Raw genomic sequence first — 11,162 nt, 5'->3', positions numbered from 1 at the left:
GAAAGGGCGGTTTTTTTTGCACAATCGAAAGTCTTTGTGGCGAGTGATTTCTGCATTGAGGTAGGAACGAGATGGATCTGTCGAAGCATTTGTTACATCTGGAAAACCGCCTGCTGTCGCGCGCCGTGCGCGAGGATGCCGCAGAACTGGCGAGATTGATCGCGGACGACTTTGTCGAATTCGGCGCCAGCGGCGGCATCTGGAACAAATTTGATGTGCTGGAAGCGCTGCCGCAGCAAGCTTTCGCACAACGTAACGTCAGTCAGTTCACGCTCAAGCAATTGTCGGAAGATTCGGCGCTGGTGACATATCACTGCCATACCGTCGCTGGCGGCCAGCGGGTGCCGGGGGACAGTCTGCGCAGTTCGGTGTGGCGGCGGCAGGGGGAGCAGTGGCAGATGGTTTTTCATCAGGGCACCTTTTGTGCCCGGCCGTGAAACCGTGGAGACCCGTCGATAGCTTTCGCGAGCAAGCTCGCTCCCACACGGATCTTCAGTGAACACAGGATTTGTGGATGACAGCGATCCCCTGTGGGAGCGAGCTTGCTCGCGAAGGGGGCCGGACATTCAGCGCAAAAATCTGCCGGCCCGCGCTCTGCTAGAATCCGCCCCATCAACTGCCAGAGACTCTCCCATGAGCGAGCCGATTCGCCTGACCCAATACAGCCACGGTGCCGGTTGTGGCTGCAAGATTTCCCCGCAGGTGCTGGAAGTGATTCTGGCCGGCAGCGGTGCGCAGAACCTTGACCCGAAACTGTGGGTCGGCAATGCCTCGCGTGATGACGCGGCGGTGTACGAGATCGATGCCGAGCGTGGTGTGGTGTCGACTACGGACTTCTTCATGCCGATTGTCGACGACCCGTTCGATTTCGGCCGGATCGCCGCGACCAACGCGATCAGCGACATCTATGCCATGGGCGGCGATCCGCTGATGGCGATTGCGATCCTCGGCTGGCCGGTCAATGTGCTGGCGCCGGAAGTGGCGCGGGAAGTGATTCGCGGCGGGCGTGCGGTGTGCGACGCCGCTGGCATTCCGCTGGCCGGCGGGCATTCGATCGATGCGCCGGAGCCGATCTTCGGCCTGGCGGTGACCGGTCTGGTGGAAAAGCGCCACATGAAGCGCAACGACACTGCCACCGCCGGTTGCCTGCTGTACCTGACCAAGCCGCTGGGCATCGGCATCCTTACCACCGCCGAGAAGAAGGGCAAATTGCGCCCCGGCGACATTGGTGTGGCCCGCGACTGGATGTGCACCCTGAACAAACCCGGCAGCCGTTTCGGCAAACTGGCCGGCGTCACCGCAATGACCGACGTCACCGGTTTCGGTCTGCTCGGGCACCTGGTGGAAATGGCCGATGGCAGCCACCTGACCGCGCGTATCGGCTACAACCATGTGCCGCGTTTGGACAGCGTCGAGTACTACCTCGAACAGGGCTGTGTGCCCGGTGGCACCCTGCGTAACTTTGACAGCTATTCGAGCAAGCTTGGCCGTCTGCAGGAGTTGCACAAGCGCGTGCTGTGCGACCCGCAGACCAGCGGTGGTCTGCTGATTGCGGTCACCCCTGAAGGCAACGAGGAGTTCATCGCGGTGGCCGCCGAACTGGGCCTGGACCTGGCGCCGATTGGCGAACTGGTTGAGCGACAGACCCACGCAGTCGAGGTGATCTGATGTACCGCGACTGCACCGATTACCGCGACATTTTCCTCAACGACCGGCCGCTGATGGACGCCCGCGCGCCGGTCGAGTTTCACAAAGGTGCGTTTCCCGGTGTGGTCAACCTGCCGCTGATGAACGACATCGAACGGCAGAAGATCGGTACCTGTTACAAACAGCACGGTCAGCAAGCCGCCATCGAGCTGGGTCATCAGCTGGTGTCCGGCGCGATCAAGGCCGAACGCATTCAGGCCTGGGCTGATTTCGCCCGGGCCCATCCTGATGGTTATCTCTATTGTTTTCGTGGTGGCCTGCGTTCGCAGATCACGCAGCAGTGGCTGCGTGACGAGGCCGGTATCGACTATCCGCGCGTTGGCGGCGGCTATAAGGCTATGCGCAGCTTCCTGCTTGATACGCTTGAGCAGGCGATCGGCCAGTGTGATTTCGTGTTGCTGGGTGGCATGACCGGGACCGGCAAGACCGAGGTCCTGGTGCAGTTGCGCAACGGTGTGGATCTGGAGGGGCACGCCAATCACCGTGGCTCGAGCTTTGGCAAGCGTGCTACCGGTCAACCGTCGAACATTGATTTCGAGAACCGTCTGGCCATCGATATCCTCAAGAAGCGCGATGCCGGTATCGAACAGTTTGTTCTGGAAGACGAGAGTCGGGTAGTTGGCAGTTGTGCGTTGCCGCTACCGCTGTATCAGGGCATGCAGCAGTACCCGATGGTCTGGCTGGAAGACAGTTTCGAAGATCGGGTCGAGCGGATCCTGCGCGACTACGTGGTGGATCTGTCGGCCGAGTTTTGCGCAGTGCATGGCGAGGAAGGTTTTGCTTTGTTCTCCGAGCGCTTGCTGGAGAGCCTGAACAAAGTACAGAAGCGGCTGGGTGGTGAGCGTCATCGGCGGATGTTGCTGCTGATGGAAGACGCATTGGCCGAACAGGCACGCAGCGGGTCGGTGGATTTGCACCGTAGCTGGATCGAAGGATTGTTGCGCGAATACTACGACCCGATGTATGCGTTCCAGCGGGAGAAGAAGGGCGGGCGGATCGAGTTTGCCGGGGAGCGCGGGGCGGTGCTGGAGTATTTGCGCGAGCGAGTGAATCAGCGGGTGTGAGGGTGGCTTGGCTGGCCCAATCGCTGGCAAGCCAGCTCCCACAGTGTTTTGGGGATGCTGTAAATGTAAGCATCACCCAATCCCTGTGGGAGCTGGCTTGCCAGCGATGAGGAACCGACAGACAGCCAATCACTCAAGTCGGGCACGTCGCCTTGCCGTTATCCAGCCCCTGCTTGTAGCTGTGACTCTGCAGGCTGGCCTTGCCGTTGTGCCAGGTCAGGGTCAGCACATACAGCGAATCGAAATCGCCTGAGGCCCAGTCGTCGGTGATGGTCTGCTTTTCGCCGACCGCGTTGCCCGCGACCTTGTTGATCAGCTCCGGCAGATAACCGTGGGACCACGCGGTGTAGATCGTCGCGTTGTGGTACTTGTCTTCGGTCAGTTCCCGCGCCAGGTCGCTGGTATCGTTGGCAGAGAATTCGATGTTCACCGGCAGGCCGAGCTTGATCGCGGCGGGGCTGATGGTCATCAGCGGGCGAATGTAGCTGTAGGAGTTGTCCAGCTCGCCTTCCTCGACATTGCGTGTCGGGTCGGCGGCGAACACGTAATCGGCCTTGCCGAATTTTTCCGGCAGCAGGGTCGACAGCTCGATCGCCCGGTTCAGACCCTGACAGTTGAGCTGGCCGAGACCGCCCTCGGGTTTTTCCGCGTGGCGCAGGAAGATCAGCGTCTGCGTACCGTCCACCGGTTGCGCGCGAATCTGGCTCGATTCGAGCGACAAGGTCAGCGCACTGACCGCCAACAGGGAGGGCAGGGCCACGCAGGCGCGATGTTTGAAGCGTTTGGCGAAACTCATGAGGTTCGTCATTGAGTACAGGATTCTTCAGCAAATTCGGTTGGGGCTGACCAACCCTTGCACCACGGGCTCCCTGCACCGGGTGTTGTCCATGTCGTGTGTCGCGCTTCCGTTACGAAGGGCATAGCTCAGAGTCCTCTGAGACCGGTTTGGTTCATGCACATTACCCGCAGGATGTTACGGTTCGTGTAGCTCCTACATTATGATCAGTGCTTTCCATGTGACTGGATGTTTCCCATGACCGATCTGTCCGCGTTCCCTATCACCCAGAAATGGCCGGCGCAGTACCCCGACTGGATTCAGCTCTATTCCCTGCCGACCCCCAACGGCGTCAAGGTCTCGATCATGCTCGAAGAGATCGGCCTGCCGTACGAGCCGCACCGTGTGGGCTTCGACACGCAGGATCAGATGTCACCGGAGTTCCTCTCGCTGAACCCCAACAACAAGATCCCGGCGATCCTCGATCCGCACGGCCCCGAGGACCAACCGCTGGCGCTGTTCGAGTCCGGCGCGATCCTGATCTACCTCGCCGACAAGAGCGGCCAGTTGCTGGCCCAGGAGGGCGCTCTGCGTTACGAGACGATTCAGTGGCTGATGTTCCAGATGGGCGGTATCGGCCCGATGTTCGGCCAGCTCGGTTTCTTCAACAAATTCGCCGGCAAGGACTACGAGGACAAGCGTCCGCGTGACCGTTATGTCGAGGAGAGCAGACGCCTGCTCAACGTGCTCGACAAACGTCTGCAAGGTCGCGACTGGATCATGGGCGAGCGCTACACCATCGCCGACATCGCCACGTTCCCGTGGGTGCGCAACCTGATCGGCTTCTATGAGGCCGGGGATCTGGTGGGAATCAGCAATTTCCCGAATGTGACCCGGGTGCTGGAGCGGTTTCTGGCGCGGCCGGCGGTTGTTCGCGGGCTGACCATACCTTCCTGACCTTCACTCGACCCTGTGGGAGCTGGCTTGCCAGCGATGAAGCCGGCACAGTCAATATCTATGTTGCCTGACCCACCGCTATCGCTGGCAAGCCAGCTCCCACAGGTAATCGGATTGTTCCGAGGATTATTGCACCGCCGGTAATGCTGTCTTGATTGATCCAGGTTTGTACCTGCGCCCGGCGAAGGCATAAGCTTCGCCCCCTACGACTTTCGTCTCATCTTCCGATTTCAGGAAAGCCTCATGTCCAGCCAGTTCCCCGAAGCACGTCCCCGCCGTCTGCGCCGCAATGCGAGCCTGCGCAGCCTGTTCCAGGAAACCGAGTTCAGCCTGAATGATCTGGTGCTGCCAATTTTCGTCGAAGAAGAAATCGATGACTTTGTACCGATCAAGAGCATGCCCGGGGTGATGCGCATTCCCGAGCGCAAGCTGGCCGGCGAAATCGAGCGTTACGCCCGTGCCGGGATCAAGTCGGTGATGACGTTTGGCGTGTCCCATCATCTGGACGCCAATGGCAGCGACACCTGGCGTGAAGACGGCCTGGTCTCGCGCATGTCGCGGATTGCCAAGGACGCAGTGCCGGAAATGATCGTGATGTCCGACACCTGCTTCTGTGAATACACCGATCACGGCCACTGCGGCGTGATGCACAACCACGAAGTCGACAACGACCAGACCCTGATCAACCTTGGCAAGCAAGCCGTGGCGGCGGCGCATGCCGGTGCTGACGTGATCGCGCCGTCGGCAGCGATGGACGGTCAGGTGCGGGCGATCCGCCAGGCGCTGGACGCCGCCGGGTTCACCCAGATTCCGATCATGGCCTACTCGACCAAATTCGCCTCGGCGCTGTACGGCCCGTTCCGTGAAGCCGGCGGCAGTGCGCTGAAGGGTGACCGCAAAAGCTATCAGATGAACCCGATGAACCGCCGTGAAGCCCTGCGCGAATCGCTGCTCGACGAGCAGGAAGGCGCCGATGCGCTGATGGTCAAACCGGCCGGAGCGTACCTCGACATCATCCGCGACATCCGTGAAGCCTCGAACCTGCCACTGTCGGCGTATCAGGTCAGCGGTGAGTACGCGATGATCAAGTTCGGCGCACAGGCCGGTGCAATTGACGAGGATCGCGTGGTGCGCGAGAGCCTGGGCGCAATCAAGCGCGCGGGTGCGGACCTGATCTTCACTTACTTTGCGATGGATCTGGCGCTGGCCGGGATCTGACGAATACCGCAGAACCCTTGTGGGAGCTGGCTTGCCAGCGATTGCGTCGGTGCAGTCAAAATCAATGTTGGCTGATCCATCGCTATCGCTGGCAAGCCAGCTCCCACAGGTATTCAGGGTGTTCTTGGGTCAGGGGCCGTTGAAGTAGGGCCGGATGCCGTGATCGCGGAAATACCGCTCGATCACCTTCGGATCCGCACTGTTGTCGGCAATCGCCACATAGGTATCCGGGCGCAGCAGATAAAACCCGTTACGCCCCAACCCCGCCGTGTCAAACGCCGGGCGCCAATCGAACACGTGCAGCGGCAAATGATGTTCGTGGCACCAGGCGATCATCTCGTCGCTGGTGTCGCCGTACACATGCACCTGCCAGCAGGGCTGGCGTAGCGGCTCGTAATTATCGCCCTCACCATCATGCGCCCACGGCAAGCGGTCGCCGCCGTGGACGTGGCCGGCGCTGCCCTGGCTCAGCGGCATGCCGCGATAGTTGAGGGTGACTTGCGAGACGGTGCGAAAGAGGAATTCGCGGCTGGCGTCGAACGTGGCCATTTTCGGGATCAGAAACGGTGCCAGGCGCGTGCGCAGCAGATCGGCGATGCGCCCCTCGGCGGTGACGAACGTGAATACTTTGTCGGTGGTCGACACCAATCGGCGGGCGAACGCGATACGCTCGGTTTCGTAAGTGTCGAGCAGTTGCGCCGTGGCGCTGCCGTTGAGCACGGCGACGAGTTTCCACGCCAGGTTGATTGCATCGCCAATCCCGGTGTTCATGCCCTGGCCGCCGGCGGGGCTGTGCACGTGCGCCGCGTCACCGAGCAGAAACGCCCGACCGCTGCGAAAGTGCTCGGCCACGCGGTGATGCACACGGTAGGTGGAGAACCAGTTGACCTCGTCGATGTGTACGTTCAGGTGTTCGATGGCGCGGCGGCTGACGTCGGCGAATTGCAGGGTTTCGGCGCGGTCGGCACGCTCATCGCGCACCGTGCCGATCAATCGCGCACGGCCTTCGCCGGCCAACGGGAAGACGGCGAGAAAATCCGCTTCGTCCAGATCCAGGTGCAAATCACCGTTAAGCGCCGGGCCGCTGGCCTGCACATCCGCGACGTAAAAAATCTGCTGATAGGTGCCGCCCGGGAAACCGGTGTCGAGGGTTTTGCGCACCACCGAACGCGCGCCATCGCAGCCCGCGAGAAAGCATGCCTGACAGATTTCCTGCTGCCCGTCGGGCAAGCGCAGATGCGCGGTGAGGCCGTCGCCGAGTTCTTCAAAACTTTCGAGTTCGGTGTTGCGCTCAACCACCACGTCATAGTCTTCGAGGCGTTCGAGCAGCAGCCGTTCGTGCTGGTCCTGGGGAAAGATTTCGATGAACGAGTAGGGCGTCAGGCCTTCGCCGATGCGCTGCAGCGGCAACTGCGCAACCGGTTTGCCCTTGACCCAGAAATGCGCCGCCGCGACCTTGTGCCCGTTGCGCACCACGGTGTCGGCCAGATCCAGCTGACGATACAACTCCAGCGTGCGCGCCTGCACCGCCAGCGCCCGCGAGGTGGTGCCGGGCGCGGAGGTCTTGTCGATGATACGCACGCGCACGCCCAGTTTGCTCAGCCACAGAGCCAGCACCAGACCGGTCGGGCCGGCGCCGATGATCAGAACGTCGCTGCGGTGCATGAGCCTGTCCTCCGTTGGCTGTGCAGCAAGTATGGATCAGATGGAAAGGCTAGCCAGTGCCGGCCTCTTCGCGAGCAGGCTCGCTCCCACAGTCGAACGCATTCCAATGTGGGAGCGAGCCTGCTCGCGAAAAGGCCTTTTCAGGCACCCAAAAACCAAAAAGGCCCCACAGCGCTGAAGCTGCGGGGCCTTTTTCAATTTGGCAGCGTTTTAGAAATCGATCGTCCCCGACAACTTCGCCACCCGTGGCTCACCCTGGGTCAGATAGCCGCCCTGCGCCGATTCCCAGTACTTCTTGTTGGCCAGGTTTTCGACGCCCAGACGCAGGGTCACGTCTTTCTGCGCGACCTTGAAGGCGTAACGCGCACCGGCATCGAAGCGGTTCCAGGTTGGCAGGCTGAGGTTGTTGGCCGCATCGGCATATTGGCCGCCGGTGCGCAGCATCCGCGCATTCAGCGCCACGCCTTGCAGGCCCGGTACATCCCAGTCGGCGCCGGCGTTGAACTGGAAGCTTGGCACGCCGATGGCGCGGTTGCCGTCGTTGGCACCGTTCTGGGTGTTGCGCAGTTCGGTGTCCATCAGTGTCAGGCCGCTGATCAGGCGCAGGCCGTTGATCGGCTCGCCGAACACGTTCATCTCTACGCCTTTGTTGATCTGCTCGCCTTCACGCACGTAGGTGCAGGTGGTGGCGCTGTTGATTTCGCAGTAACCGTCGCTCGGCTGTTCGATGCGATACACGCCAAGGCTCGCGCCGTAAGTGCCCATGTCGACCTTGACCCCGGCCTCGGTCTGCTTGGAGCGCGCCGGTGCGTAGACTTCGTTGCCGTTGGTCACGCGCAAACCGCCGGTGCTGGTCGGCGAAGTCGGGCCTTGCGCCAGACCTTCGATGTGGTTGGCGTAGAACGACACGTGCTCCCACGGTTTGAAGACAATGCCGTAGACCGGCGTGGTGATCGATTCGTCGTAGCTCGACTTGCGGCTGCCGCTGCCGTAACTGGCGTAGTTGTAGCCTTGCACCACCAGTTGCTGACGACGCAGCCCGGCGGTGATCAGCAGGCGGTCATCGAAGAAACCGAGGGTGTCGGAGAGCGCGAGGCTGCGGTTGAAGGTCTTGCCGACGATGCCCGGATCGCTGAGGTCGCCGCCGGAAAAATTACCGACCGGCGACGGCGTTTCCACCGGGTGGTAGATATGGTTGGCGTACTGGGTCAGGTCGAAATCATAGGCGCTGCGCTGTTCGGCCCACAGGCCGCTCAAACCGAAATTGAGCTTGTGGCTGACCGCGCCGGTGTTGAATTTGCCGTTGAGGCCGGCCATCAGGCTGGTGTTGTCCTCGTCGTGGGGGATGAACGAGCCGGTGGTGTACGAGGCGCCGTTGTTGCCCACCAGCGTGGTTGAGTTGTAGCGGCCGACTTCGCGGGTGTGCTTGGCGCCGCCGGCGACGTACGCGGTCCAGTTGTCGTTCAGGTCGTATTCGGCGCGGAGCATGCCGAAAGTGTCTTCGATGTCGGTGTAGCCCCACTTTGGCGCGTAGTTGGTGTCGGCCGACGGCGCGTCCGGAATGTGCGTGGCGGTGCCGAGGTTGACTGAGTTGCGGCCACCGTTGACGCGTTCCTTCTGGTAGGCGAAGTCGCCGGAAATACGCAGCGCGTCACCGCGATAATCGAGGCCGATGGCGAACAGTTTCGAACGCTGGTTTTCGTGATCGATGCCGGTGTCGCCTTCGCGCTGGGACAGGTTGACCCGCGCGCCAAAGCGGTTGTCTTCGCCGAAACGCTGGCCGATATCGAGGTGCTGACCGATCCGGCCTTCACTGTTGATGTCGGTGGTGTAGCGGCGCAGCGGCTCGTCGCCGGCACGCTTGGGCTGCAGGTTGACGCCACCGCCGATGCCGGAGCCGGTCGGGGTCACGCCATTGATGAAGGCGTTCGGGCCTTTGAACACTTCCACGCGCTCCAGGGCGTCGCTGGAAATGATCTGCCGGGGCAGCACGCCGTAGAGACCGTTATAGGAAATGTCGTCACCGTTCAGCGGCAGGCCGCGAATCATGAACACCTGCGCCTGGTTGGAGAAGCCCGAAGCCTGACGCACGGAGGCATCGTTAAGCAGGACGTCGGCGACATTTTCCGCCTGTTGGTCCTGAATCAGCTGTTCGGTGTACGACGCGGCGCTGAACGGCACGTCCATCATGTCCTGATTGCCGAGCACGCCGAGTTGACCACCACGGGCGACCTGACCGCCGGAGTAGACCGGGGGCAGGGCGTTGGACGTCGGTGCCTGGGCGTTGACGTTGACATTGTCGAGCACCAGCGCCTTGCCGTTTTCATCGGCAGCGTGGGCGGTGACGGTCAGGGAGCACAGCAGGGCGAGAAGCGTCGGGCGGAACGGGACAGCGAGTCGAGTTGAAGCGGGCATGTCGATACCTGGAGGCGTACGGCCGGTGAGAAAATTAGAACTGCGCGGGGAACTCCTTGCGCAAATACGACTCCAGGCGCAAATGATAGGAGTTCGCAGTAACGTTTTGCAATCAGTTTGTCATCAATCCGGAAAACACATTCACCTGTAGGAGCTGCCGCAGGCTGCGATCTTTTGACTTGGTTTTTAAAAGACAAGATCAAAAGATCGCAGCCTGCGGCAGCTCCTACACGGATTGTGTATGGTGTCCGGGCTTAATGGACTGGATGAAGCAACATGCGATTACTCATTACCCTCGCCGCGTTGCTGGCGCTCGCCGGTTGCGCGGGGCAGCGCAGCGGTGAGCCTGTCGCCCGCGCACCCGCCGAAGTGAAGGCCGAAATAGTGCGGCTGATGCCGGCCAAAGTGCCCGACCGCGAGGGCTGGGCCACCGACATCTACGCCGCGTTCGCCGCTCAGCACATCAGCCCGACCACACAGAATCTCTGTTCAGTGCTGGCCGTGGCCGAGCAGGAATCGACCTATCAGGTCGACCCGACGGTGCCGGGGCTGGGCAAGATCGCTCGCGACGAAATCGACCGTCGTGCCGCCAAAGTGCATATCCCCGGCCTGTTGGTCAGCGGCGCGCTGCAAGTGCGCTCCACCAACGGCAAGACCTACAGCGAACGCCTGAGCGCGGCGCGCAGTGAAAAAGAACTCAGCGCCATTTTTGATGACTTCATCGGCAGGGTGCCGATGGGCCGCACCTTGTTCGGTGGCTTCAACCCGGTACACACCGCCGGACCGATGCAGGTCAGTATCGAATTCGCTGAGCAGCACGCCAAGGACTATCCATACCCGGTAGACGGCACGATCCGCCACGAAGTGTTCACCCGCCGAGGCGGCATGTACTTCGGCATCGCGCATTTGCTTGGCTACCCGGTGAGTTACCGCGAGCCGCTGTATCGCTTCGCCGACTTCAACGCCGGTTGGTACGCCAGCCGCAATGCCGCGTTCCAGAACGCCGTCAGCCGAGCCTCGGGCATCCCGCTGGCGCTGGATGGCGACTTGATTCGCTACGACTCGATCATGCCCGGCAGCACCGAACTGGCGGTGCGCACCCTCGGCAAGTCGCTGGGCCTGCGCAACCCGACGATTCGCGATCAACTGGAGAAGGGCAAGACCCTGGAATTCGAAGAAACCAAACTCTACCAGCGCGTGTTCGAACTGGCCGAGAAGGCTGAAGGCAAGACCTTGCCACGTGCGGTGTTGCCGGGGATCGTCCTGCAGAGCCCGAAAATCACCCGCAAACTGACCACGGCGTGGTTCGCCAAACGCGTGGATGAGCGCTACAAACGCTGCATGGCCAAGGCCGGTTAACG

Annotated in this window: 9 protein-coding genes; 6 read left to right on the top strand and 3 right to left on the bottom strand. The window is 61.5% G+C overall.

Features of this window, described 5'->3' with window-relative positions; genetic code table 11:
• Positions 1-71: 71 nt before the first annotated feature.
• The 3 genes from L6D63_RS18805 to mnmH all read left to right on the top strand — a co-directional run bounded on the left by L6D63_RS18805 (position 72) and on the right by mnmH (position 2,771).
• The gene (locus L6D63_RS18805; protein ID WP_131670094.1) at positions 72-437 is read left to right on the top strand and encodes a nuclear transport factor 2 family protein; all 366 of its coding nucleotides are present in this window, start codon (positions 72-74) and stop codon (positions 435-437) included.
• 196 nt (positions 438-633) lie between these two features.
• Positions 634-1,668 (top strand): selenide, water dikinase SelD, encoded by a 1,035-nt coding sequence (gene selD, locus L6D63_RS18800; RefSeq protein ID WP_131670095.1) that lies wholly within the window; start codon positions 634-636, stop codon positions 1,666-1,668.
• Positions 1,668-2,771, top strand: a complete 1,104-nt coding sequence (gene mnmH / locus L6D63_RS18795; RefSeq protein ID WP_047291486.1) for a tRNA 2-selenouridine(34) synthase MnmH — start codon at positions 1,668-1,670, stop codon at positions 2,769-2,771. The genes selD and mnmH overlap by 1 nt, the downstream gene beginning before the upstream one ends.
• A 133-nt stretch (positions 2,772-2,904) precedes the next feature.
• Here mnmH and L6D63_RS18790 read toward each other — a convergent pair whose 3' ends face one another.
• Positions 2,905-3,579 (bottom strand): hypothetical protein, encoded by a 675-nt coding sequence (locus tag L6D63_RS18790; RefSeq protein WP_047291488.1) that lies wholly within the window; start codon positions 3,577-3,579, stop codon positions 2,905-2,907.
• A gap of 225 nt (positions 3,580-3,804) precedes the next feature.
• Here L6D63_RS18790 and L6D63_RS18785 point away from each other — a divergent pair, with 225 nt between their 5' ends.
• Both L6D63_RS18785 and hemB read left to right on the top strand, forming a co-directional pair.
• Positions 3,805-4,503: a glutathione S-transferase family protein gene (locus L6D63_RS18785; RefSeq protein WP_047291489.1), complete on the top strand. Its 699-nt coding sequence runs from the start codon at positions 3,805-3,807 to the stop codon at positions 4,501-4,503.
• A gap of 243 nt (positions 4,504-4,746) precedes the next feature.
• On the top strand, positions 4,747-5,721 hold the full coding sequence (gene hemB, locus L6D63_RS18780; RefSeq protein ID WP_121184653.1) for a porphobilinogen synthase: 975 nt from the start codon (positions 4,747-4,749) through the stop codon (positions 5,719-5,721).
• A gap of 129 nt (positions 5,722-5,850) precedes the next feature.
• Here the strand turns inward: hemB and L6D63_RS18775 are convergent, their stop codons facing one another.
• Both L6D63_RS18775 and L6D63_RS18770 read right to left on the bottom strand, forming a co-directional pair.
• Positions 5,851-7,386: an FAD-dependent oxidoreductase gene (locus L6D63_RS18775; RefSeq protein ID WP_131670098.1), complete on the bottom strand. Its 1,536-nt coding sequence runs from the start codon at positions 7,384-7,386 to the stop codon at positions 5,851-5,853.
• A 210-nt stretch (positions 7,387-7,596) separates the two neighbouring features.
• On the bottom strand, positions 7,597-9,801 hold the full coding sequence (locus L6D63_RS18770) for a TonB-dependent receptor (protein WP_095667006.1): 2,205 nt from the start codon (positions 9,799-9,801) through the stop codon (positions 7,597-7,599).
• 276 nt (positions 9,802-10,077) lie between these two features.
• Here L6D63_RS18770 and L6D63_RS18765 point away from each other — a divergent pair, with 276 nt between their 5' ends.
• A complete protein-coding gene (locus L6D63_RS18765; RefSeq protein WP_095667005.1) occupies positions 10,078-11,160 on the top strand; it encodes a DUF1615 domain-containing protein in 1,083 nt (360 codons plus the stop codon).
• The last annotated feature ends 2 nt before the right edge of the window (positions 11,161-11,162 follow it).

Origin of the sequence: Pseudomonas parakoreensis (assembly GCF_021602155.1) — a bacterium.
Taxonomy (GTDB): domain Bacteria; phylum Pseudomonadota; class Gammaproteobacteria; order Pseudomonadales; family Pseudomonadaceae; genus Aquipseudomonas; species Aquipseudomonas parakoreensis.
Note: the sequence above shows the minus strand (reverse complement) of the source record. Positions and strands in the feature narration are given on the sequence as shown.

What these genes read in the sequence shown, in the direction of transcription:
- L6D63_RS18805 (WP_131670094.1), top strand. Translation starts at nt 72, where the DNA reads ATGGATCTGTCGAAGCATTTGTTACATCTGGAAAACCGCCTGCTGTCG.
- selD (WP_131670095.1), top strand. Translation starts at nt 634, where the DNA reads ATGAGCGAGCCGATTCGCCTGACCCAATACAGCCACGGTGCCGGTTGT.
- mnmH (WP_047291486.1), top strand. Translation starts at nt 1,668, where the DNA reads ATGTACCGCGACTGCACCGATTACCGCGACATTTTCCTCAACGACCGG.
- L6D63_RS18790 (WP_047291488.1), bottom strand. Translation starts at nt 3,579, where the DNA reads ATGACGAACCTCATGAGTTTCGCCAAACGCTTCAAACATCGCGCCTGC.
- L6D63_RS18785 (WP_047291489.1), top strand. Translation starts at nt 3,805, where the DNA reads ATGACCGATCTGTCCGCGTTCCCTATCACCCAGAAATGGCCGGCGCAG.
- hemB (WP_121184653.1), top strand. Translation starts at nt 4,747, where the DNA reads ATGTCCAGCCAGTTCCCCGAAGCACGTCCCCGCCGTCTGCGCCGCAAT.
- L6D63_RS18775 (WP_131670098.1), bottom strand. Translation starts at nt 7,386, where the DNA reads ATGCACCGCAGCGACGTTCTGATCATCGGCGCCGGCCCGACCGGTCTG.
- L6D63_RS18770 (WP_095667006.1), bottom strand. Translation starts at nt 9,801, where the DNA reads ATGCCCGCTTCAACTCGACTCGCTGTCCCGTTCCGCCCGACGCTTCTC.
- L6D63_RS18765 (WP_095667005.1), top strand. Translation starts at nt 10,078, where the DNA reads ATGCGATTACTCATTACCCTCGCCGCGTTGCTGGCGCTCGCCGGTTGC.